This window comes from Arthrobacter sp. 01T419 (assembly GCF_056398865.1).
On the sequence record NZ_JBFTQF010000010.1, the window covers coordinates 60,018 to 83,885 of the forward strand.

Consider the following 23,868-nt stretch of genomic DNA (forward strand, 5'->3'; position numbering starts at 1 on the left):
AAAAGGCCCGTGAGCGCCCGGAGCATTGACGCCGAACCGGTAGGGGCTGTCACCGACCTCGACTTCGGCCGCTATCTAGTCCTAACCGCCTCAGCGTCGGCATACGTTCTGGTAGTTGGACCCGACTGCAGCTCACTCGTCCGCTTCTCATGCCGCCAGACCTTGGGCGAATGGGAGTCGGCACCCCTGCGACGGGACGGGGGGACTGTGCCTTTACTCGGAATCATCCAACTTCAGCTCGGGTGTCGGGCGATCTTTCGCATCGACGTCCGGGGCGATGGTATCGAGACGACCAGAACGACAACGCCCGTGTGCGCTATCCGAAGGCTCGCAGAGTGAACGATGTCAGGTTCGCCGTGGCCGGCGACTGGCACGGCGACCTCAGCATCGCCCGAGGCGTCATCCGAACGCTAATAAGCGAGGACATACACCTGCTCCTTCACGTCGGCGACCTAGCCGTACGATGGCCCGGACCCAAGAAGGGCCGTTTCGACAAGCGCCTCGGCCAGCTGCTCAATGATGCCGACATCGAATTCCTCTTCATCGACGGCAACCACGACAACCACAAGGATCTCCGCGAGCTTAACCCCCTCCCTGACGGAACCAGGAGGCTGTCGAATCGGATGAGCTACCTGCCGCGGGGGACAGTCATCGAGCGTCACGGCCTTCGCATCGGGGGCCTAGGGGGCGCATACAGCGTTGACCGGCGATGGCGAACCGAGGGCAAAGACCTTTGGGCCGCCCTTGAAGAACCCACACCGGAGGAAGCCGAACGGCTCATAGCATCTGCTCCAGTTGACGTGCTTCTGACGCACGACGCCCCGGCCAGCTTCCAGGGACTCAAGGGGCTCGCACTCCCGCCAGACATCGCCTTTGCTGCAGAACGCACGCGAGGACTGCTTCAGAGAACGGTTGAGGTGTTGCAACCCACGCTCCTGTTTTCCGGACACTGGCACCAGCGCAAGAGCCAAGAGCTTGCCTGGGGCGACGGCACCCTCACGGCCGCTCACGTCCTCGCCCATGAGGGATCATGGGGCGGAAACACCGTTCTTGTCCAATGGGCGGAAGGCGGGAGGCCAGAGGTCATGCCGCTGAGAATCGGGTCCTGAGGCTGAGGCGCCGAGGTCCCAGGCGTTGCTGGCTTGGAGGGACATGCCGCGTGGGCCTGTGCGGCGGGTGGTGCCTTCGATGAGCAGCAGGTTGGTGGAGAACAGGATGGGCGGGGCGACTTTTTCCTGGGCGTCCCTGAAGAAGGTGGCGTCGACGCAGCCGGTGCCGTCGTCGATGCTGATGAAGACGACGCGTTTTCCGCCTCTCATGGGCGGGGTCTGGGTGGCGACCCGGATCCCCGCGACGAGGACTGTGGAGCCGTTGCGCAGGGTCAGGAGGTCTTGGGCTTTGGTGAGGCCGAGCGGTTCGAGGAGCGGTTGGTAGGAGTCGATGAGGTGGTGGGTGACGTCCAGTGCCAGGATGTCCAGTTCTTCCCGGGTGATCTCCAAGTCGGGAAACGGCGCGGATCCAGAATTCTGTCAATCGGCCGACAGGGCTGTTGAGCGCCTCCACGAAAAGGTCCCGCCCGCGGAGCGGTGCGGGTTGGGCGAGGACCGCCCAGACCTCCGCAGCGAGTGAGCGGGCACCATCGAAGCGATGCCATTCGGTCTGGTTCCCGTCTCGGACGCCAGAGGCCAGAAGCCCGGCAATCGCAGGCCCGAAGCGGCTTCGGTCCAATCCGGCGAGCTCTTCCAGGACACGGCCGGCCGCTGCGTCTTCCAGAGAGGCTTCGGCCCACCCGTTGATCACGGCCTGCACAGCCAAGGGCATCTGCTCCTTTAGTGAGGGGAGGGAGGAGTGAAACGCCGTCATCAGGGTAATCAGCAGTGCATTGTTCAAGGACTCGCAGTGCCTCCTCAAACTCGGGGCCGCCCCAGCCCCGCTCGCTGTCCAACAATTCTTCAAGTCTGGCAACTGCGCCCGAAGCTGAGGCCCGAATCCAGGAATGCAACTGCTCGACAGTGAACGGCCTTAGACGTTGGAACGGGTTTTGCGTCCTCCCAGCGTTGATGCTTGCCGGTGCATCAGGCGCCCAGTCTGGATGCTCTCCTTTGACAGCGCCGTACGCCTCGGCGATGCCCGGCGCGTTCGGAGCCGATTGAGCGAGCCAGCTCACCATGTCGAATCGGCTCCTGGCACAGCGCTCGGGGTCCATGGCCGCGTCACCGGGTCCCTCCAGCGCCTGCTGAACGATGAGGCCTGCCTCTTCGAGACCTGCTTCCGGCATCGCGGCCTGCAACAGGCGGTACAGCTCGTACTGGATGCCGGGACGATAGAGCCATTGTCGGGCCGCTAGCCACGCGAGCTTCTCCGAGAATGTCCGATCATTGCGGCAATGCCAGCCGTGGACGGCGAGTCTGACAAGGACCGTTTCAGGAGCGTCGGCCCAGGTGTCCAGATAGTGCTGTGCCAACGCGGGATGGGTTTCCAGCGCTTGAAGGAGGAGATCACGGGCCGCGTCGATGAGGACGTCGAGAGTGTCGTGAACTGTGTCTGGCCCGATCGTCTCGATAGCGACCCGCTTGTAGCTGATTCCGTCGAAAGTCATGGTCGGATTCGCGGCGACGGACAGCCGATAGGCTCCTCTAAGTTGGTGGTCAACGATGGCCAGCATCGCCGACAGGTGCGTCGGAAAGAGCGAAGGCAGGCGGTCTTTCCATGCGCTGGCCAGCTGCATTTCGGTGCCACGTAGGATCACATCGAATCTCGGCTCCTGGACAAAGCCGAGGGTTGGTCGGGTGACGAGCCGCGGCTGGGTCACATGATCAAGCAGCATCAGCGCAGTGTCGGGGTCCTCTCTCCATCCGGTGCTCGCCAGGAGCGTGGTTAAGAAATCTCCGGGATCCTGAGAGGCTCCGGGATCCCGCTCGATGAGCAGTGCGAACCATGGTCGGATCCACTCGACAACCCCCTCCGTGAGGCTGAACACGCATACCGCGTGGACGATGACCCGCCAAGTCTGGGCATTCCAGAGCCGCACACGCATGACTTCGAGCGCCGCGTTGGACAGTTTCTCGTCGACGATGGTGAAGTGTATCGCGACCCATCTTGCCAGTGTCAGTGCGAGCTCGTCGTCGGCTTCTCCGATCGAGAGGCGCGCGAATTCCGGTCGGTCGGCGGCCCACTGGAGCCATGCTGTACCGCGCGCTGCCTCGGTGAAGTACCTGGCCTGTTCGGGGTCCGCGAGGGCGTCTTCCAGGTAGGAAACCTCCTCGGGGACGGCTGGAATCCCAGTGGAGATGATTTCTTGGGTCCGGTCGACGTGCTCCAGTCGTTTCATCGACGCCAGCCGAGCCCATTTCTCTAAGATGATGGGAAGTGCCACATGGGATCCCTCGTCGACTCGGTAGCCGACGGGGGTGATGCCCCATGTCTGCCAGCTCCGATCTTCGGGGTTGGGCGTGAGGGCATACCGTGAGGTGTTTCCGCCCAAAGCACGAGCGAAGTATTGCATCACAACATCGCTATGGCTGTAGCCGATGAAGAGCACAACCCGGGTCCTGAACATCCTCTCCAAGAACCGCGCCGCCCACGCATCGTGCAGATAGGCGGTTCCGAAGTCCTTGTCCGTGAGGACAAGTCGACGTACCCCCTGCGTCAGGCTGCCGTGCAGGTACACCAGACCCTCAAAGTCGTCGCCCATCGGCAATGCCGGGGCCATGTATTCGTCCATGGTGATCGGAATTGTTGCTAACGCGGCGCTGAGATGGCGGTTAAAATTCGTGGTCACGACCCTCGCTGATGGGCACGTTGCTGCGAGTCCCATGATCGCGTGGTGAAGCCGGTTCGGCTGAGAGTCCGCACGCCCGAGACGTCCACTGACCATCTCGCGGACTCTAACTCCTTCGTCTTCGAGGAGCCCGAGAAACCTGTCGGGATGCTTGAGGTCACCCTCATGGAGGGGCTTCGAGGCCCTTGCAGCGATGTCCTCGGTCAGCCTGTCGAAACTCGGGAGGCTCGATGGCGCATCAATCGAGGCTCCCGCTCCGACGAACAGCACAAGCTGACCTCTGCGGCCGCCGTCCACCAATTCGCGCGGCACATTCACTTCACCAATCCACACACATGGGAATCTACAGGGTTCGGTCAAGCCCTCGGAGCCAATCCAGGCAGGCAAGGAACCGTCACTGGCCGACCCCAGAAAGGATTTCCCCACCCACGGCGTCATCGTGGGCCCTCCTGCGTATCGTTCCAAACGACACATGCGACTGCAGCTCCGACTCGCAGCGGCTCGCTTTTCGACGGCCATTGGCGGTTTAACGAAGGCCTGGAAAATGCCAAAAACGTTGCATCGCCTAGACCTTGATGGAATAGGCATACGAATAAAGCATCCCCAGGCCGGGGCCGGCATGCAACGAGACCTGGTGTCCTGTCGTATCCCGTTGCGACCCGCCCGACAAGATCATCTTCCGCCCAGCGATCGTCGAACCCATAAATCGATGGGCCATCTGGACGTGCAATTGCGCGCTCGAACTTCAAGCCACGACGAGTCCTAACTATCAGGTCAGGAACCCCACCAGACATGATACTTGACATTTTGCTGCCCAGGGTGTAGCGCGACACGCTGAGGCGCTGATCGTTGGTAAACATCAAGAAGAACATTGCCCTGCTAGGGTCCGTCGTATGTCGATTGATGGAGTCGTCGGAGAGCAGGCGTACGTCGTCCCGCCGATGGTGCGGAAGATCAGGGGCCGCGCCCCGAAGACATCGATCCTCCCAGTAGGACTGCGCGAAAGAGTGGAGAACGCGTTGGGCGCCGTGCCAGTTGATCCGCAGACACGAAAGCCCGTAAAGGTGCGTATGAGGCGCGTTTTCTTGGGCCCCAAGGGGTTTCCTTTTGATGCCGGAAACAAGTTCCTGCAACGCACCAGCGCCCGAAATGAGGGCACGGAAGCCGTCTATGCCAGTGCCGTTCGCATGTGGGTCGAGTCCTGCACATCGCACGGCGCTGACCCGCTCGAAATGAATTTCGATACTCTGCTCGAGTACCGCGACGATGTGCGGCTTGAACTCGACGGTGTCTCCGGGGGAACGTGGAACCTTAACCTTGTTCCGTTGAAATGGTTCGCTGAGTCCTGCCATGCCGCCGGACTCATGGAGCACATTCCTGCAGGCGACTGGAAGTCGTTGCGGCTAGCTGATACCAGTGTGACTTGGCCACGTGTCGTGGATCCGCATGAGTACAGACGGTTTCGCGCTGTGGGAATCCAGGCGTTGTCTCTGGATGGCAGAATGACCCGCACGAGTCATTCGATCAAGACGCTGCTTCGGGATTCGCTGTTCGCTGATTTTCTGGTTCTGCACGGAACCCGCCGCGCAGAAGCGGCTCACCTGACCATGCTCGATCTTCCGCTGCGTCGCGACGGTTATGCCCGCAACATCGGCTACCTGCCACCGAACATTTGCAAATGGGGATCGGGGCGGGATTTCGAGGAAGTTGCTGCCTGGGTAAAGCGGCTGGGCCGCTATCACGACTCTGAATGGCTGACCACGACGGACGAAGCGCAACAGAACCTGCGGCGATTGGACCGAGACGGCGAGCTGCTCGTTGTGACGAAGGTAACTGACAGGTTTGGCCGCAACAGTAAACTGACGATCCGGGGAATCGGCGAACGAAATCTCGTGAACTTGTCGAAGGAGCAGCGACGCAGACTTGTCTGCACGGCCGAAATCGCCCGCGATCTCGCCGTGGAGCCCGGAATGGGCAGGGGGATTCAGTCGGTCGAAGACGACTGGCTGGTGTCGCTCGCCGTGTTTCCTGGTGTTCGGGCGCCGATGCTGGCGCCAGAGGCCTGGTCAATGATGTTTCGCGAAGCCAACTCCCGTGTGAACGTCGTCCTGAAATCGGAGGGTTCCCCTGCACCCCGACGGATCACTCCGCACATGCTCCGGCACACATTCGCAACCGAGTGGCTGTCTGCAGAACTGGACCGGATCTCCGAACATGATCGTGATTTTGCCAATGCTCTCGTGCAGGGTGACCGTGCTGCGCTGCGGCGACGGCACATGAATCCGCTTGTGCGAATGATGAGGTTGCTCGGTCATCGGCGCCTCGAAACGACCCTGGTGTATATCGACTACCTGATGCGGGAGGAGCAGACCTCGTTCATGCGAGGCGACTCCTGGATCGAATCCTTCATCGGCAGCGCGCCATGACCTCACCTAAACCAGGCGAACGTCGGACACACCGTGGACGCGCACACTCTCCCTCCTCGGAACGGCGACTCCCGGAAATCGGATCCGTTGTCGTTACCGGAACCGACATAAGACGACCCGGGCTATCCACGATTTCCTTCGATGTGTCTGCTGCCGGGTCTGGGGAACCGCTGGCCCGCGAGCTCGGGCATCTTTGGCAAGCGAGGAACAACAATGGTCGGCTTACAACCGCCAGACAGCAGCGCAACGCACTTAGCAAGTTGCTTCCCGTGTTGAATCGCCATGGCATTCGCCGCTGGAGCGAACTCACCGTGGAGGTGCTTGAAGACTTGGAGCGGCAGTTTCAACACTCCAAGAGCGGCCATCAGAATGCGCTCATTGTGTGGGATTACCTACGCCACGTACGGGAAAGTTCCCGCAACGGCGCCATGACTGCCGACGTGAGACAGTTCGTCCAGGCTCCCGCTAATGTACCTGACCGCAGGATGACCCCCACTGAGGCACTCCCAGCTGGGATGCTCAGGGACGTCTTGCGCGCAGCCATGTATGACATATCACAAGCCGAGCACCGCATCCGAAAGGCCGCCTGGGACGGTATTTCCGCCCCGCCCAATGCAGCGCTGATACAGCGGCACGAAACAGTGGCATTCTTCATTCTCTTGTGCATGGAGTGGAGTCAGTCACCCGATGTCATCAAGTCGCTGTCGTTTGATCCAGACGAGCCGACGTCGGTCCAAGACTGGGGCAACGGGCGGATGCGCGTCAGCGTGCGCTGGTTCAAGCCCCGGGCGCGCGGGCTGGGCTCCGTGGCGCTGTTCCTCGCCGACAAGGACTGGCGGTCCGGTTCGCTGCTTCGGCGACTGCGCGATGCAACCGGTGCGACCCGGGCCGTGGCGCACGAGTCCTGGCGTCAGTATCCTTGGATCTGCGCCGACGAGGGAGACTTCACCCGCTCAGCCGGCACGGCAAAAGGCATCATCTATTCCGATCCCCAAGGGGTCGTTTCACACATTACCGGCATCTTCCTATCGCCAAGGCGCAGCGGCTTCCTTCGTTGGTGCCAGAAGCCCCGCAAGGCCGGCTTGGGAATCGAAATCCCGGAGCAGTACACGCGTTCAAACAGCCCGGAAATCCTACATTTCCGGGCCATCCGGCCTGCTGCGAAGTGGGCCCGATTCACAGCGACAGGTAAGGGTCTGTTGCTATCCGAGCTGATCGATGACAACACCATTGAGGTCCTGTCATCGCACTATCTCAACTCACAGGTTGCCATGCGTGACCTCGCGGAGGCATGGCAGGAGATCCCTGGCTTGGCTGATGAAGTCGCCCGCGGCCTTCGGCCCACCGCGCTGAATCGTCATGGCGAGGTCATAAGCGGACTTCCGATCAGCCGGGAACTAGCGCATAGGGCCTTCGAAGGTGAATTGAGTATCGGGATAAGTGGGTGCAGAGACGTATTTCATTCACCCCTTCCGGGCCAGCGGTCTGGGCGGGTGTGCAGCGCGGCCAACAGATCGTGCTTCTTCTGCCCAAGCAGCGTTGTGACTCCCGATGACATCCCCGCAATGAAGGCTTACCTGCTGCTCGCCGAGCGGGCTTCGGCTTCGATGTCGCCACCGGAGTGGGACCTGCACTGGGGCCGCACTGTGCGTTGGATCATGTGGATCGTCCCGCAGATGGATCCTGACTGGGAATTGCTTCCCGTCGGAGACAACGCACTCTTCGACCTTGGGATGGAGTCGGGACCAAAATGACAGGATTAGAACCGCTCGTTAATCAGGGGGATCTTATTGGTGATGCCAGCGTGCGCTTGCCCAGCATGCACATCTCCGACTTCGAACCGGTATTCACGGGCTTATGGTTCAGCGAGCGTCCTGGACCGCGTTTTGGTGATGGCGTGTGGGAGATAACCGGTGCGGATCCGACAAAGAAGCGTACCTCATGGGAAATCGGCTTCCTTGATCTCTCCCCGGAGTGGAGCCTGACAATCCGGGAAGTTCTGTACTGGCGCGCGAACCTTCGGAAGGTCCGGCATCTCGCAACCGTTACCGGTTCGTCGAGCCGCTATCAAGATTTTCGTGCCGCGACGATTTACAACTGGCGTAGCCACCTCGGTCGTCTCGCCGAACTTGCCGACCTTCTCGGCATTGGTTTGCCGTTGACGTGGACGGAAGAGTCGACGGACGCGTTGCGTGATCACATTGTCTCGGAATGCCCCAACTCCGGCTTGGGCATTGTCGTTCAGGCCTTGTACATGATGCGCGGGGCCCTGACGCTCGGCGGGCTCGGCCATGATCCGACACGTGAGTACGGCGCCGCCAAGAGGTGGGCGGGCGACACCGCGGTGACTCGTGACTTGGCTTCCGAAGCCATACCACCAAAGGTTTTCCATTCGCTCGTTGGCGACGCACTGACTTATGTGGAAAAGTGCGCTCCTGACATCCTTTCCGCTCGGCTTTGGCGCGACCAGCATCTGGCCCGTCCTTCACACGCGAGTCCCGGCAACCAAATCGCGAAGGACCATCCTGTGCGGGCGAGGTATCCAGATGTCACCAGTTTCCGACTGCTTAACTTCCACAACGTGATCCAGGCCATAGGTGGAATACCCACTGCGACCGTAACCCGGCACGGGAAAAACGCATTCACGCTGTTTGAGAATAGTGATGTGTGCCTAGCGACGCTGCGGACAGCCGCTGGATTGCCTCTCCGCGCGCAGGGCCGCCTAGATCACCAGTTCATCCAAGGCCGAATTACCGCAGGAACGCCAAAAGTCTCGGGCGGCCTGCCCATACCGGTCACTGAGATTCAGCGGCCCGACGGCACGGTTGGACCATGGCGGGATCCGTGGTGCTGGCAGTCGATCGCAGTGGAAGAAGAAACCTTAGGCAACGCCTGTCACATTGTGATTGCAGCGTTTACAGCCATGCGGGACGGCGAAATGGCCCGCATTCCGAGTCGTTGTTGGCGCACGTCTTGGATGGGGGCCGACGCCATCACGGCACCGCTAGTAAAGAACGCGTACGGCGAAGCCATGAAGTGGTGGGCAACCCCGCCGGTCGTGCGGGCGTGCGAAATCTTAGAACAGCTAGCAGCCCCTGACGCGCCATTTTTGCTTATGGGCAAGGGTCGTACCAAAGGTGTCCCAGCTGGTCAGCGAAAGGAGATTGATGCTCGATCTTACAGGGCCATTCAGCACTTCGTGGCGCGGATGAACACCGATCAGCATATTCACGGTTTCCATTCGATCGATGCCGGGTGGCGGCTGCGTGCCGACCGTACCATGGGCAATGATGAGTCCAAACCCTCCGTCAGTGTCCGCCAGTTCCGCTTCACTCTCGCATCGATTTCCAACTTCGTCGCACTGGGAGATGCTGCGTTTCAGCAGCAGGCAAAACACGCCAGAATCGCAATGACTCACTCGTACCAGGCCAACGGCGGAACTGATGCGTGGATCGGGACCATCCTCAACACCCTCGCAAATGAGGAAGCCCAGCACCGAACGGCCGAAGCAGTTGACCTATATATAGGAGTCTGGACCGGCGAAAGTCAGTTGGCGGGGCATGCAGGCCGGGAGTTCACCCGCACCGTGCGGGACTTACTGGCGAGCCTCCCTATTGCGCCCTTCGATCCCAACGCAGAGGTCGCAGAAGTCGAGCAGTTCATGACTCAGGTGATGTCCGTCCCTGAGCTGGCCGCAGCGATAAAATCAACCGCACAGATTCTTTACCCGGGGACAGTCGCTCACTGCCTGCGTTACTTGCAAGAGATGGAGTGCACTGACAAGCAAGAACCCGTGCAGGGTCTTTGCCACCCGCAGACCTGTGGAAACGTACTGCTCATTCCACAACAGCAGTTCGTATACCAGTACCGGCTGGACCGGACGGTAGAGTGGCTCGGCATTCCAGACATGCCCTCACAACAACGCGCAGTCCTCGAAAATACAGCGAAGAATTTGCGTACCCAGCTACGGACAAACGGCGAGTGACGTGGCTCGGCAGCAGAACGTCGATGCGATCATCGCCGCGATCGGGACCGTCTATCGCAATGGCGGCGCCACACGCCCGTCCAAAGCTGAAATCATCGCAGAATCAGGTGTCGCGCACAAGACGTTTTACCGGGTGCTTCAACACCATCCCGAAGTGAAGAGTCAACTCGAGCTGGCTGAAGCCGCGTTTGATCGCAGACGACCGACGGACTCCAGCGAGTTCGATCCCGACCCCCTCCAGGCAAACCCTCGCGGGGCCATCTCGGAATTGCTCGACACGATCGCAAAACTCACGGAAGTCATCGAGTCTCAGCGCAAGTGGATCCGCGTGTTAGAAAGACAGATAGACACGGCGCCGGCATCCCTTCCCTACCCACAGCGCGCTCGACAGCGCAGGAGGTACAAACTCAGACCTTTCTAGGAAATGGTCGGGGAATTGTAAACCGCGATCGAACTTCCTCCGGACAGCGTAACTGGGTGAGAGTAAAGCCATAAATGCCTGTCAAAAGTCCGACACAGTCCCGCCTGGTCCGACACAGTCCCACCTGAATATGGGACGCACTCGACTAAGGGGCGACCGTCTCTACTCACGGACAGATAGCGTGCCAGCTACGGGGATCTTGCATGACATTCGGAGGCCCGTGAGTGTTTTCGGTGCTGACGGTCCGGCGAAACTGACACATTGGGTCATCTTGCGCGTTGCGGACACCGAACATAAGGCACCCATATGTAACGGGCATGCCGGGTGCTTTGAACGCTTCTAATTGACACAGATCGGCTGACACAAACCCCGAGGCGGCTCTAAAACAGCCACCTGGCTACCCGCGAACAAGGGATTTCGCTGCCATTACGTGGCACGCCAAATCTCCGTCAAGGCCGCGTACCGGCTTTGGGTCACCCAGGCCGAGAAAGACGCCATGAAGCGTGTCCTGGACTCGTGCCCAGGCCAGCAGACCATCACAGCGAAGTAGCGGGCTGAGGACACAGGAACGGATCCGTCAGGAGTGGTTCCCTGGAGCCGGCGGAAGCACCACGTGGCCATGTCCAAGTTGCCAGACCCCGCCGTCGTCGATCCTTTCCAGGACCACGCGCTGAAGCGACGTCTCGCGGGGCAGCTCGGCAAGGCTATTCATGTCCCGGTGCCGGAAGGTGAAGTAGACGGCGTCGCTCGGCGCGTCCGAACAGCGGTCCAGGGTGAACCTGCGAGCAAATGCCGCGATGTTGCTGTCTGGCAGCTTGCGGGCAAGATAGGGATCCAGCATCCAGGAATCGCAGCTCGCTACGGCAATTGTTTTGTCCGGGAAGAAGCGGTCAAAGAACTCCCTGGCCTGGCTGAAGCTGGTGTCCACGAGGGCGGGGGAGAGGCCGCCATCCTCGGGGATGTGTACGCCTAGCACCCATTCTCCATGTGCAGCTGGGGAACTTTCTCCGTTGCCGCGGACAAGGTGGAACTGCAAACGGCCGATCCGGAAGATGTTTCCCGCCATGTGCAGCGTCAGCCAGGCCCACGTGTCCAAGCCGAAGCGTCCATGCACCCGCCGGTTGATGCGAAGGTTAAGCCCGACGTCGGCCAGGATCGCGGCGGACGATTCCCGGGGGATGCCAAGGGAAAGATGATGGTTGGTGACCACAGGCGCAAAGCGCAGGAGCGCCTCGATCCAGTCCGTTTCCGTGCAGCCCTCCGCTGAGGCGGACTCGGTGGGAAAGGTGCCCAGACGGGCGTTCAGGATGGCAAGAGCCCGCCGCGTACCGTCTCCTGGAGGTGACGCCAGCAGCGCGGCGCACTCCTGTGCGTCCTCGCCATGGATGTCGAGGAGCCTGAACAATTCGTCCTGCGCGATGCCGCTCATCAGTCAGTGCCCGAAGGGATCCGGATCGACGCCCGGCATCCAGCTCAAGCCAGGGACTCCCCAGCCGTTCTTCTTGGCTTGCTTCATGGCTTTCTTGGCATAGCGGTCAACGAGGCGATTCACATAGAGCTTGCCATCGAGATGGTCGAACTCGTGCTGCATGACCCTGGCGAACCAGCCTGTCGCCACAAAATCCACAGGCTTTCCGTCACCGTCGAACCCTTGGACACGAGCCCACTCGGCTCTCTGCAGGGGGTAATGCTCACCCGGGAAAGACAAACAGCCTTCTACGTCTTCCTCGGGGTCCGGAAGGGCTCCGGGGATCTTGGAGAGGGTGAGAACCGGGTTTACCAGAACGCCTTCGTCGGGTGCGTCGTCGTCATTGGCGTATTTGAAAATGAAGATCCGTTTGCCGACTCCCACCTGGGGTGCAGCCAGTCCAACGCCGTTGGCGGCTTCGTTCGTTTCGAACATGTCGGCAATCAAGGTGCGTAGTTCGTCGTCGAACTCTTCGACCTCGCTCGCCCGGCGGTGAAGCACGGGTTCGCCCCAGATGGTGACTGGCAGGACGGTCATGTCAGGTGCTCCTCTGGCTTTCGGGTCTGGAAGGGTGGCCGGAAGAGGCCCGGACAAAGCAAAGGCCGCACTGGATAACCAGTACGGCCTTTGGCTGCGATCGGCAAACTTCAACCGATCTCATGAGGGTGAGCGACGGGGGTTGAACCCGCGACCTCCTGGACCACAACCAGGCGCTCTGCCAACTGAGCTACGCCCACCATGCGCCTTTGACCGCTTTCGGAATGACCCGTCAGCTGCGAAGGCAACGACAAAAACTATACCCCGTGTTTGGGGGTGCTTTTGCCACTTTTGACCGTTTAGGTGAAATTTCCCGAAAACGTGCCGCAGATCACGCGCTCGGCGGGGTCTCTGGGGCGGCCGCAATCTGCTTGGAAATCTTTTGTGCCGTAGCCGTGTCAGGCCCAGGCGCCGGGACGAAGACTGCCTCGCGGTAGTAACGCAGTTCGTCGATGGAATCTCTGATGTCCCCAAGCGCGCGGTGGCCGCCATGTTTGGCGGGAGACTGGAAATAGGCGCGCGGGAACCAGCGGCGCGAGAGTTCCTTGATGGTGCTGACGTCGATGACCCGATAATGAAGGTGTTCAACGATGTTGGGCATGTCCCGGGCGAGGAACATCCGGTCTGTTCCCACCGAGTTTCCGCCGAGCGGTGCCTTCTTGGGGTCCGGTACCCACTTCTCGATGTACTCAAGGACGATTGCTTCGGCTTCGGCCATGGTCTTGCCGTGGGGGAGCTCGTCCAAGAGCTTCGAACGGGTGTGCATGTCGCGGACGAAGTCGTTCATCTGTTCAAGAGCAGCGTCTTCCGGTTTGATGACGACGTCTACGCCATCACCCAGGATGTTGAGCTCCGAATCTGTGACCAAGGCCGCCACCTCGATCAGGGCGTCATTTTCGAGGTCCAGGCCGGTCATCTCACAGTCGATCCAGACGATGCGTTCATTAGTAATAGGCACGCGTTCCAGCCTACCGTTCGGCCGCGTGGGACGCGTGGCGGAGCGCTCGATTCCGCGATTGCGACGCACTCCGGCTGGTAAACTGGGCCGTTGTCGAGCGGTTGTTGCTTGCCTCGATGAGCTGGATCAATGTACGTAGGGACTGGAATATCATGACGGCAGGCGGATCGGGCGTGGGCACCTCAAACAGCCGGGATGAGGCAAAGGAACCCGACATGCCGTCTGGGACGATCGCCCGGGGTCTCTATTCCCCGCATAATGCGCCGCACACCAGTGCCGGTACCGCCAGCCAAGTCAAGGCCTATGTAGCCATCTGGCAAGGCTTCTTTGGATCCCTCATGATCTTCGCCGGTTCGATCGGCGCTGGCTGGATCGCCAACGGATCACCGATGTTCAGGCACCCGGTTGTCATCGCCTTGCGCACCGAGGGCTGGGGCGTCACCACTTCCACCATCTTGCTGACAGCCGGGGCCATGCTTTTGGTCCGGTCCTGGTTGCGCCTTGGGCAAAGGCTCAAAGACTGGGGACCAGGCTCGCTCAGATCCGTAGTCGTGGCGGTTGCGGCGTGGGCCGCGCCCATGATGTTCGCCGTGCCCATCTATTCGCGCGACGTGTACGCCTACACAGGCCAAGGCAGGCTGGTCCTGGAAGGCCAAAACCCCTACACCGCCGGCATTTCGACCCTCAGCAACTGGTTTTCCCTCGGTGCCGACCCGGCCTGGGCTGAGGCCAAGACCCCTTATGGGCCATATTTCCTGTGGCTTGCGAGGTGGGTAGTAGGCATCACGGACGCCCAGCCCGATCTCTCCGTCTTGCTCTTTCGCGTTTTGGCGACAGTGGGCGTGCTGCTTTGTGTGGTGTACGTTCCCAAGCTGGCAGAGCTCCACGGGATTAACCCGGGCCGTGCGCTGTGGATCGCTGTGGCCAATCCGCTCTTCCTCATCAGTTTCGTGGCCAGCGCCCATAACGATGCCCTCATGGTGGGCCTGGCGGTCGCAGGAATGTATTTTGCCGCAACCGGCCGCCATATCACCGGTCTCCTGCTGGTCACGGCTTCCGTTGGAATCAAGCCGATCACCGTGCTTCTCCTACCTTTCATCGGCCTCATGTGGGCAGGACCGGCCGCGAGCTGGACCCGCAAGTTCCTGTTCTGGGGCGCAACGGCCGCCATCAGCTTTGGCGTGCTGGCCATCAGCGGAATCCCCTACAACCTTGGCTTTGGGTGGGTCTGGGCCATCCTCGATCCCACCCCCGGCTATACCGGATATTCGCCTTCCGGCTTCCTGGGCCAGCAGGTCGAGGTGATCGCGAACCTCTTGGGCTTGCCCGGGCCGGCCGTGGCAACCGGACTCCGTGCGCTCATGAAGTGGGCCGGAATGGCGCTGGTGGTGGTACTGATGTTCCGCGGCGACTATTCGCGGCTGGTACGGCGCGCGGCCTTGGGGTTTGCCGCCGTCGTCATGCTTTCCCCCATCATCCAGCCTTGGTACATCCTGTGGTTCATTCCGTTGCTCGCGGTCACAGGCATCAGGGACGACTGGCAGATCAAGTCGCTCTACGTCGCCATCACCTTCTTCGTGGCCTTCGGCGCGCAGGACCAGATTTCGGTGTTGTCCTTTGTGGAGCTGAACGTGAAGGTGTCTTCCTTGGCCTTCGTGGTGGCGGTGGGATTCACGGTCTATTTGATGGTCCTGGACGTGCACACCCGTAGATTGCTGATCCAGTCCCCGCCCATGGAACTGCTCCGCAGGCTCGAGCGAAGGCTCAGGCGCCCTGAATAGCGGCCGCCGCGCCGGACTTACGGCCTAGCTCGAGGGATCGCTGTACGGACCACCAGAGCAGGACGACCAGAAGCACGTTACGCGTGGTGAGCACTGCCGCCATCACGGGGTTGGCGTGTATGAGCGGCGTGTAGAAGAGCGGGTAGATCACAAAAGTCGTCATGGCGATGCCCATGAGAAGGGCTGCAGGAACACGCCAACGATTCCAGTCGTGGGTCAGGCCGCCTACAACCACCGGAGCCAGCCAGATAATGAATTGCGGCGAACCCACCTTGTTGAACACGATGAACGCGGTGGTCATCATGAGTGCACCTTCAAGAAACAGCTCTTCCGGTTCGGCTCCGCGCCGAAGTGCCCAAACCAAGAGGACTGAGCCCGCGACGGCGGCAAGCACCAGGAGGGGCTGCATCATGAATGCAGCTACATTCGCGCCCGGTCCGTATACCTCCGTGGAATTAATGGTGACGTTGTCGGCGATTTTGGAGCCGCCGATGTTGAGCACGCTGAGCCAGACCCACGGAGTTGAGAAGGTGGCTTCCAATTGCATACCGCGCTCACCTTGGTTCGTCAGGAAGTCAAGGATGTGCGGAAGCCCGCCTGAAACGTAAGTACCCAGCGCGACGACCGCTGTGACTGCGGCACCGCAGGCGATGATCTGCAGCCTGCGGCCACTCGCGATGACGATCGGTACCAAGACGGCAGCCGGCCAGACCTTGATCCAGGTGGCAATGCTGAGGAGGATGCCCGCTGCTACGGGACGCGTGGCTGCATACAGGAGGGCTACCAACACGATGGGCGCGGTGATGCCCTCCACCCGGGCAAAGCTGAGGTAACCCATGAAGGCGGTGAAGAACAGCCACCACCAAGCGGGCGCAATGCCTGTTTTCCGGCGCGGTCCCCGTGTCAGGATGAACAAGCCGGCGGCATTGAGCGCCGTGATGATCAGCGTCCAGACCAGCAAATACGGGCCCGGGCCCGCGATGTTGGCCAGGAAGATCGGAATCTGCGCGAGCACTGGATAGACCCAAGGGCTGATCGTGCCGTTGAGATCCGCAGGGTTGTAACCGTTCATTGCCCACTGGCGGTACTGCTCTGTGTCGCTGAAGGTGTTCCCCGAGATGAAAAAGCTCGCCATCCAGCCGAGGAAGTACACATGGACGGCGGCAAAACCCCACCACACGCTGGAAGGACGGCTGAACCATGCGACGGCGGCAGGCGGCAGGGCGGCGTCGCGCACGCGGACCAGCCTGTCAAAGAATCGAACGGAAATCTCAGGACTCCTTGGCAGTGGCGGCCGGTTCGTTGGCCGGGATCTTTTTGCCCAAAAGGTACAGGCGGCGCACAGACCAGCAGAAGAGCACCACCAGCAGGATATTGCGGATGGTCAAAACCAAGGCCATCCAAGGGTTGTTGTGGCTCAGTGCGTCGTAGAAGAGGGGGTAGATAAAGTACGTGGCCACGGCAATGGCTATGAGCATGGCCGCAGGGACCCGCCATTCCTTCCAGCTGTGCGCGAGCCCCACTGCGACAGCTGGCGCGAGCCAGACCATGAACTGCGGGGATCCGACCTTGTTGAAGACTACGAAGGCCGTGGCCATGGTCAGGGAACCAGCCAGCAACAGCTCCGTGCGGTCCGTCCCGCCGGTTCGCTTGCCGTTGTGAAGTGCCCAGAAAGTCAGGGCAGCGACCAGGAGCGCAGCCAAGACAAGGAGGGGCTGCATCAGTTGTGACATGAAGGGTGTACCCGGGCCATCCACCTGCATCGAGTTGATGTCCGTGTTCATGTACATCCTGGAGTCACCAACATGGAGGACCGAGAGCCACAACCAAGGAGTGGTGAAGGTGGCCTCCAGTTGCATGCCACGATCGCCTTGCTGGGTCAGGAAGTTAAGGAGTTTGGGCAGCGCGCCCACCGCCGCCGCGAGGGCGACCACCAAGGCGCTGGTCAGGATCCCCGCCGCCACCACGCGGGTTCTCTGCTTGACCACAGTGAACAAGGAAAGCAGGACGGCGGCCGGCCAGACCTTCATCCAGGTGGCAACACTCAGGAGGGTGGCGGCAATGAAAGGCTGCGTTACCCCATAGGCCAGGGCGATAAGCACGATGGGCGCGGTGAATCCATCCACGCGGGCGAAACCCAGCCAACCCATGATGAACACGAAGACAAGCCACCACCATGCTGCGGGAATCGCCTCCCGACGACGTCCCCACCCGGTGAGCTTGGCGAGAGCCACGGCGTCGAGCACTGTGATCATGAGCACCCATAGGAAGAAGAACGGTCCGGGACCAGCCACGCCTGCGATGGCCATCGGTATCAGGGCGAGGATGGGGTAGACCCACGGACTAGGCCCGCCACTGAGGTTCTCATCGCGGAACCCCGCAATAGTCCAGTCCCGATAGATGAAGGTGTCACTGAAAGCTTCGCCACGCAAGGAGACGATCAAAGCGAACACGAGGAAAACCAAGTGCACAACGCAGAAGCCCGCGAGCAGACCCTTGGGGGAGTTGAGCCTTTCTTCCAAGGAAGACGGAAGAACACGATGACGGAACCGTGTGAGCGCGCTGAAGAATGAGTCCGTGGAAATGGGAGGATCCTTGTCAGGTAGTTGTCGTCACAGGGTGCCGCGAGCCGTTGCGGCGGGAGCCGCTCCAGAACAACATCGGTTCCGTTGAAATTCATGCGGAACCGGCGTGGCTGTGGGCCTTCGGCATCAGACCAGGGCCCTGTTCATCCTATCTCAGGCAACTTTCGCAGTCCGCCCCTTGGTCCGGAGGGCCCCGGGCTGCCGCGGGCGGCGATGCTACAGTTGCAATAATCCATGGCACCCGGCACTACCACTTTGGCCCGGTTGCGGCAGGGAACCGGACAGGATTTTGTTTGATGGTGACGTCGAAGTTTCGCGAGCGTGAGGTGAGGAGTTCGTTGGCTCATCCAGAGGCGCTTGACGGCTCCCACGCCCCACGACACGGAACTGCTATCGCCAAAGCGGCAAGGACGGCGATCCTTCAAGGATTCATTGGATCTTTGCTCATGGTGGCCGGCTCGGTTGGAGTCGGCTGGCTGGCAACAACCAGCGGCGCCCTGATCCGAATGCCCCTCTTCATCATGGCCCGGACATCTCCTGTGGGAGTGATCCTGTGCACTGTGATGCTCTGCCTCGGTGCGCTGCTGCTCCTGCGCTCATGGTTGCGTCTTGCGCAGCGGATCGGTGGGTGGAACTCTTCCTCACGTCCTGTGCTCCGGCGTGCATTGTGGATGTGGACTGTGCCCTTGATGTTCGCGCTGCCCCTGTTTAGCAGGGATGCCTATGCGTACATCGGCCAGGGCCGGCTTATGCTGCAAGGCTTGAATCCATATACCAACGGCATCTCCGCCTTGAGTAACTACTTTTCCCTCGGTCCGGACACTTTGTGGACCGAGGCCCCCACGCCGTACGGTCCGTTGTGGCTGTGGATCGAACAGGGTGCCGTTTGGGTAAGCACAGGAATCTTCGATGCAGGCATCCCCGAGCTTGCCCTGATTCCCTTCCGGCTGGCGGCACTCGGCGGGGTCTTGCTCCTCGCCGTCTACGTTCCGCGATTGGCCGCACTTCATGGAGTGAACCCGGACAGGGCGCTTTGGCTTGGGGTTCTCAATCCGGTTCTCCTGATCAACTTCATTGCAAGCGCGCACAATGACTCCTTAATGCTGGGGCTGGTTGTCACCGGGCTGTACTACGCCTCGGTCAAACGTCCCGTGCTTGGAATAGTGCTGATCACCGCTTCGATCGCCATCAAGCCAATTACTTTGATTGCCTTGCCTTTTGCTGGCCTTCTGTGGGCAGGGTCCCGCGCCGGCTGGGGCCGCAGGATGTTCTGCTGGACGGCCACGTTGGGCTTATCCCTGGGGTTACTGGCCGCCGCGGGCTTCGTCAACGGACTGGGATTCGGTTGGCTCGGTGCCTTGCAGACTCCTGGCGCCGTGTGGATCTGGTACGCGCCAGTGGGCCTGCTGGCACATACGGCGGGCTTCGCCGTCGGACTTTTCGGCGGTCCCGGAGTCCCTGTGACGGATGTCATCCAGACCATCGGAACGGCGGTCTCTGCCCTTGCTATCGTCTGGTTTGCCGTCCGCACGCCGGGTCGCGGAATCGGAATGCCCGCGCCGATCGACGACGAACCTGGGTTCAACAAGACTGTGCTTCGCAGGATGGCCTGGGCCTTTGCCGCCGTCGTCGTCTTGGCGCCGGTGATTCAACCTTGGTACATGGTCTGGCTACTGGTGTTCTTTACTGTGACGGGCATCGCGGACGGACCCCAGCTCCGGACCGTCTTCTATTTGACGGCGTTCTTCACCCTTATCGCACTGACGGACCAATTAAGTGTCTTCCAGTGGATTCCTCTTGCCGTGGTGCGAGGAGTGGCGATCGCTATTGCGGTCCTCTTTATTGCCTACTTGGTGTTCTATGACAAGAAGACGCACGTACTGTTCCGCCCGCGTCGCGGCATCTTGCAGCTCAGGCCCAAGCCCAGGTCCTGAACCGAATTCAGCCGAGGTGTTTCATCGCCTCACGCAATGACAACTGGCTCAGGCCGGCCCGTCGGGTTTCCACATAGTCCCGCACCCATGGGGGATCCGTTTTGGCGTAATCACGCAGTGCCCAGCCGATTGCCTTTCTGATGAAGAACTCCCTGTTGGCCAGATTGGCGTCGAGCACACTGGAGAGAAGTTCCTGGTCCGTCGCCGACTTTGCCTTCAGCTGGGAGGTGATGGCGGCGCGCCGGATCCAGAAGTCCGGGTCGCTTGACCACTTCTTCAGCAGCGGGGTCAGCGTACGCCGGTGGTGCTGAAGAAGGGCACAAATGCGGTCGGAGACACCGTCCGCGAAATCCCACCATGCACCTGTCCGGATGATTTCTTCGTACAGCGGCAACATCTCCAGGTCCTTGGCCACGAACTTGAGCGAGGTCAGATCGATGGCTGCGTAGCGTTCTTCCCTCCATGTGGCCTCCCGCCACAGCAGCCTGACGTCGTCGCGCAGTTCCGCCGCAGACCCGAAAGGCAGTTCCTTCGCGGTCGTGAGAACCATGCGACGGACAGTGGGAACCCTGACGCCGAGGGACGGCATGGATGATTTCATATACGCTTGCGTCGCTTTCGCGCGCTCCGGATCTGCTTCCGCATACAGGCGGTCCCGGATGGCGGCGATTCTTCCATGTTCCATACTGCGACTCTAAGACAGTCTTGCGGGGGACACCTTTGGGGCGAGGCCCTCCCGCGCCGGGCTCGGTGCGCCACCCGGTTGACTAGCACCAGAGCGCCCATAGAGTGGGGTGGAGGGAGTTCATCCGGTGGCCGGCCCGGGCCCCTTGTTCCTAGTGCTTTGGAGGCCGCTTTGTCCATGGTGAAGACGCCAGACGAGATTGCACTCATGCGCGAAGCCGGGAGGGTGGTTGCCAACACACTTTCCGCGGTTCGTTCGCAAGCCGAAGTTGGAGTGTCGCTCAAGGAACTGGACGAGGTTGCTGCCGCTTTCATTGAATCCGCGGGAGCCAAGCCGGCATTCCTTAATTACCGTCCGCGATGGGCGTCCACGCCGTTCTCCGGGGTCATTTGCACGAGTGTCAACGACGCCGTTGTGCACGGGATCCCGGACGGATATGTATTGCAGGACGGAGATCTGTTGAGCGTCGACTGCGGGGCATTCGTCGAGGGATGGTGCGGGGACGCCGCCGTCAGTTTTATTGTGGGCACTGCGGATCCTGTGGACCAGGAATTGATCGATGCCACGGATGCCGCCCTTGCTCGCGGAATCGAGGCCGCCCGGATTGGAAACAAGATGGGCGATCTTGCGTACGCCATCGGCGGGGACGCGAAACGCAGCGGCTACGGGATCCTCGCCGATCATGGGGGACACGGCATTGGCCGGACCATGCACGCGGAACCCAACGTTCCGAACATCGGCCGGCCGGGCCGCGGGGTGAAGCTCGTGGAGGGTCTGGTGATCGCCATTGAGCCGATGCTGATTCTGGGCGGCAGCGACGACTACTACCACGATGACGATCAATGGACGCTCCGCTCCGCCAACGGCCGCCGGGCGGCGCACAGCGAACACACCGTCGCGATCACCGCAGACGGCCCCGTGATCTTGACACTGCCATAAGTGGCTTGCCTCGGCGTGGTCTTCAGGAATTCAGCGCCGTAGCCGCATGACCGCCCTTCCGGGCACCGCCGTGGAAATCGTCGTGAAGCCGGCCGTTGTAAACAAATTGACCGTCCCCTGATAGAGATCGGCCGAACCGGCCTTCGGTCGGAGCACGGGATCCACGGGGTAGCCTTCGATTATTTCGGCGCCGTGGGCGAAAGCATGCCCGACGGCGGCGGCCAGCAATGCTGCGGCCACTCCGCTCTTGCGGTGGCCGGGAGAAACCACAAAACAACTGACCGACCAAACCCCAGCGTTTTCGTGGGCGGCCGTTCCTGCGGCCTTGAGGACTTGGGATAGTTCGATGCGTGGATAGCATTGGCGCGGCTCGACGGCGCACCAGCCCACCGCTTCGCCGCCTCGAAACGCGAGAACTCCGGGTTCGGGGTCGCCGCCGTCGAACTTGGCTTTGAGTTGCTCTTTCCGCGCCTCGGGGGGAGTGGTCTTCCAATCCTGACCGGGGAGGGCGAACCACCGGCACCAGCAGCGCGACGGCTCGCCACGGACGCCAAAGAGCCTTTCGACGTCGGGCCAGGTTGCGGGGCGCGTGGTGATGGCGGCGGAGCCTAGGACGTTCGGGACCATGGGAACAGCGTAGATCGCAGTGGGCGTGAAGGCATGGGTAGGCGTGCTTTTGCGGCCTTGGGTCTTCGGCTGCCGGCAAAGGGCTGAATGATGCATCATCGAACGCCCCAACAGAAGTCAAAAAGAGTGACCCGCTTCACATATGAAGAGTTTCGCAAAGGTTCATCGATTCATTCGATAAACCGCCTAGCCTCTCACTATCGCCTCCAGCAGGGAGGCGCGAGATACAGGGGGAATATCTCCAATGACGGTTCAGATTGCTCGCAGGACGACCCTGTCGATGGCCGTAGCACTTGGTGGAGCTGCACTGACGGGACTCACTGCGGGCCCGGCACGGGCTGCCGGCATCGCGGATGTTGACGCGTTCGTCAGCAGGCACAATGGTGCGCTCATCGACTACGACGGCTACCCCACCGATTGGCCCTGGCAGTGCTTTGACCTGTGGGTCTATTACTGCCGAGAGGTCGTCGGCTTCCAAAATGTCTTGTCAACGCAATACGGCAGCCACCCTGGCTATGCATGTGCCATATGGGATGGCTTTGACTACAACGGTAGCGGAGGCTACTTCAATAAAATTGATGCCGGGTCCGCGCCACAAAAGGGCGACGTCGCGGTGTGGCAATGGGGTGCCTACAACCACGCAACGTCGCACGTGGCCGTGGTCCTCGAAGATCGAGGCTCCAATGTCCTGGTCTTCGAGCAGAACGGCTGGCCAGACCGCCACTGTGCGGTTCAGCAGACAACAAAGTCCGGCATCGCCGGATACCTCCGTCCTAAGCAGTTCGTCGGCCCAGTTGCGCCTCCGGGATCGCCTCTGCCTAACAATGACACCGTCGCATTCCAAGCCAACACGGGAAACATGTTCTCGGTCGGGCCAAACGGCACAAAAGATCACCAGTTGGGAATGCGGGCTGGCACGAGCCCGTCCATCGCTAAGTTGACATCAGGAATCAACGCCTTCGCTGTTCATGCGAATACCGGCGGACTGTGGACGGTCGACGCCAGTGGCACCTACAACCGACAGATCGGCATGATGGCCGGGACCAGCCCCGCCCTTACCGCTCTCAACGATGGAACATACAAGGTGGCACTGCAGTCCAACACCGGATCCCTCTGCACCTACGGAAGCGCAGGCGGATGGGACTATCGCCAGGGCGTGATGGCAGGAACGAGTCCAGCCATCGCCACGCTGGCTAACGGTGACACCATCATCGCCTTCCAGGCAAACACAGGCAGTCTCTTTACACTTGGACCCGACGGAACCAGGGATTGGCAACAAGGCATGATGGCCGGAACCAGTCCGGCGATCACGGCTATTGGCAACGAATACCAGATCGCTTTCCAAGCCAACACGGGGAGCCTCATCACATATGGTGCAGCCGGAAATAAGGACTGGCAGTTGGGCATGATGAAAGACACGAGCCCCAGCATCACCACCCTCAGTGACGGGTCGTTCATAGCGGCATTCCAGGCCAACACCGGCGATTTGTACACCGCAGGGCCGTCCGGAATCAGGAACTGGGGGCTTGGAATGATGAACAAGACCAGCCCAAGCGTCTCCGCGTGGGGCAGCGCCGTTGGATTTGAAGTTGCGTTCCAAGCAAATACAGGAAGTCTCTTCACGGTCGGTTCGCGTCTGGACAAGGACTGGCAGCAGGGAATGATGGCAGGCACAAGCCCCTCCGGCGGCCACTAGGCGCGTAGCGAAACCCGGAAAGCGCACCATCCTGTGCCTGGCAAC

General features: G+C 60.9%; 17 protein-coding genes, 1 tRNA gene and 2 pseudogenes. 10 read left to right on the plus strand and 10 right to left on the minus strand.

The window, feature by feature from the left end; all coding sequences use genetic code 11:
- Positions 1-335 precede the first annotated feature (335 nt).
- On the plus strand, positions 336-1,109 hold the full coding sequence (locus tag AC1DLO_RS15335; RefSeq protein WP_476890628.1) for a metallophosphoesterase family protein: 774 nt from the start codon (positions 336-338) through the stop codon (positions 1,107-1,109).
- Here the strand turns inward: AC1DLO_RS15335 and AC1DLO_RS15340 are convergent.
- Positions 1,029-1,490, minus strand: a pseudogene (locus AC1DLO_RS15340) (OB-fold nucleic acid binding domain-containing protein); the annotation flags it as partial. The gene AC1DLO_RS15335 and the pseudogene AC1DLO_RS15340 overlap by 81 nt on opposite strands.
- A complete protein-coding gene (locus AC1DLO_RS15345) occupies positions 1,382-4,402 on the minus strand; it encodes an SIR2 family protein (protein WP_476890629.1) in 3,021 nt (1,006 codons plus the stop codon). The pseudogene AC1DLO_RS15340 and the gene AC1DLO_RS15345, both read right to left, overlap by 109 nt.
- A gap of 386 nt (positions 4,403-4,788) precedes the next feature.
- On the opposite strand from AC1DLO_RS15345, the gene AC1DLO_RS15350 reads away from it, so the two are divergent.
- From AC1DLO_RS15350 to AC1DLO_RS15370, 5 genes and pseudogenes are all read left to right on the plus strand, one after another.
- Entirely contained in the window at positions 4,789-6,207 is a 1,419-nt protein-coding gene (locus tag AC1DLO_RS15350) for a hypothetical protein (protein WP_476890630.1), read from the plus strand.
- A gap of 485 nt (positions 6,208-6,692) precedes the next feature.
- Complete coding sequence (locus tag AC1DLO_RS15355) at positions 6,693-7,961, plus strand: hypothetical protein (protein ID WP_476890631.1); 1,269 nt, start codon at positions 6,693-6,695, stop codon at positions 7,959-7,961.
- Positions 7,958-10,192, plus strand: a complete 2,235-nt coding sequence (locus AC1DLO_RS15360) for a hypothetical protein (RefSeq protein WP_476890632.1) — start codon at positions 7,958-7,960, stop codon at positions 10,190-10,192. The genes AC1DLO_RS15355 and AC1DLO_RS15360 overlap by 4 nt, the downstream gene beginning before the upstream one ends.
- Position 10,193: 1 nt before the next feature.
- Entirely contained in the window at positions 10,194-10,613 is a 420-nt protein-coding gene (locus tag AC1DLO_RS15365; RefSeq protein ID WP_476890633.1) for a hypothetical protein, read from the plus strand.
- A 382-nt stretch (positions 10,614-10,995) separates the two neighbouring features.
- Positions 10,996-11,163 (plus strand): annotated as a pseudogene (locus tag AC1DLO_RS15370) (HNH endonuclease family protein); the annotation flags it as partial.
- 27 nt (positions 11,164-11,190) lie between these two features.
- On the opposite strand, the gene AC1DLO_RS15375 reads toward AC1DLO_RS15370, so the two are convergent.
- The 4 genes from AC1DLO_RS15375 to orn all read right to left on the minus strand — a co-directional run bounded on the left by AC1DLO_RS15375 (position 11,191) and on the right by orn (position 13,576).
- Positions 11,191-12,042, minus strand: a complete 852-nt coding sequence (locus tag AC1DLO_RS15375) for an acyltransferase domain-containing protein (protein WP_476890634.1) — start codon at positions 12,040-12,042, stop codon at positions 11,191-11,193.
- Positions 12,043-12,045: 3 nt separating this feature from the next.
- Positions 12,046-12,618 (minus strand): peptide deformylase, encoded by a 573-nt coding sequence (def, locus tag AC1DLO_RS15380; RefSeq protein ID WP_476890635.1) that lies wholly within the window; start codon positions 12,616-12,618, stop codon positions 12,046-12,048.
- Positions 12,619-12,745: 127 nt separating this feature from the next.
- Positions 12,746-12,818: transfer RNA gene (locus AC1DLO_RS15385), tRNA-His, on the minus strand.
- A gap of 131 nt (positions 12,819-12,949) precedes the next feature.
- Positions 12,950-13,576 carry an oligoribonuclease gene (gene orn, locus AC1DLO_RS15390; protein ID WP_476890636.1) on the minus strand — a complete coding sequence of 209 codons (627 nt, stop codon included), beginning with the start codon at positions 13,574-13,576 and terminating at the stop codon, positions 12,950-12,952.
- Positions 13,577-13,791: 215 nt separating this feature from the next.
- Between orn and mptB (AC1DLO_RS15395) the strand changes: the two genes are divergently transcribed.
- Complete coding sequence (gene mptB / locus AC1DLO_RS15395; protein WP_476890637.1) at positions 13,792-15,357, plus strand: polyprenol phosphomannose-dependent alpha 1,6 mannosyltransferase MptB; 1,566 nt, start codon at positions 13,792-13,794, stop codon at positions 15,355-15,357.
- On the opposite strand, the gene AC1DLO_RS15400 is transcribed toward mptB (AC1DLO_RS15395), so the two are convergent.
- Both AC1DLO_RS15400 and AC1DLO_RS15405 read right to left on the minus strand, forming a co-directional pair.
- Positions 15,341-16,594: a glycosyltransferase 87 family protein gene (locus tag AC1DLO_RS15400; protein ID WP_476890638.1), complete on the minus strand. Its 1,254-nt coding sequence runs from the start codon at positions 16,592-16,594 to the stop codon at positions 15,341-15,343. The genes mptB (AC1DLO_RS15395) and AC1DLO_RS15400 overlap by 17 nt on opposite strands.
- A 34-nt stretch (positions 16,595-16,628) precedes the next feature.
- A complete protein-coding gene (locus tag AC1DLO_RS15405; RefSeq protein WP_476890672.1) occupies positions 16,629-17,942 on the minus strand; it encodes a glycosyltransferase family 87 protein in 1,314 nt (437 codons plus the stop codon).
- A gap of 338 nt (positions 17,943-18,280) precedes the next feature.
- Between AC1DLO_RS15405 and mptB (AC1DLO_RS15410) the strand changes: the two genes are divergently transcribed.
- The gene (mptB, locus tag AC1DLO_RS15410; protein ID WP_476890639.1) at positions 18,281-19,876 is read left to right on the plus strand and encodes a polyprenol phosphomannose-dependent alpha 1,6 mannosyltransferase MptB; all 1,596 of its coding nucleotides are present in this window, start codon (positions 18,281-18,283) and stop codon (positions 19,874-19,876) included.
- 7 nt (positions 19,877-19,883) lie between these two features.
- On the opposite strand, the gene AC1DLO_RS15415 is transcribed toward mptB (AC1DLO_RS15410), so the two are convergent.
- Positions 19,884-20,561, minus strand: a complete 678-nt coding sequence (locus AC1DLO_RS15415) for a DNA alkylation repair protein (RefSeq protein WP_476890640.1) — start codon at positions 20,559-20,561, stop codon at positions 19,884-19,886.
- A gap of 171 nt (positions 20,562-20,732) precedes the next feature.
- Between AC1DLO_RS15415 and map the strand changes: the two genes are divergently transcribed.
- Positions 20,733-21,500, plus strand: a complete 768-nt coding sequence (gene map / locus AC1DLO_RS15420) for a type I methionyl aminopeptidase (RefSeq protein ID WP_476890641.1) — start codon at positions 20,733-20,735, stop codon at positions 21,498-21,500.
- A 30-nt stretch (positions 21,501-21,530) separates the two neighbouring features.
- Here the strand turns inward: map and AC1DLO_RS15425 are convergent, their stop codons facing one another.
- Positions 21,531-22,127 carry a GNAT family N-acetyltransferase gene (locus AC1DLO_RS15425; RefSeq protein WP_476890642.1) on the minus strand — a complete coding sequence of 199 codons (597 nt, stop codon included), beginning with the start codon at positions 22,125-22,127 and terminating at the stop codon, positions 21,531-21,533.
- Between the two features lie 244 nt (positions 22,128-22,371).
- On the opposite strand from AC1DLO_RS15425, the gene AC1DLO_RS15430 reads away from it, so the two are divergent.
- On the plus strand, positions 22,372-23,823 hold the full coding sequence (locus AC1DLO_RS15430) for a CHAP domain-containing protein (protein WP_476890643.1): 1,452 nt from the start codon (positions 22,372-22,374) through the stop codon (positions 23,821-23,823).
- Positions 23,824-23,868: the final 45 nt, after the last annotated feature.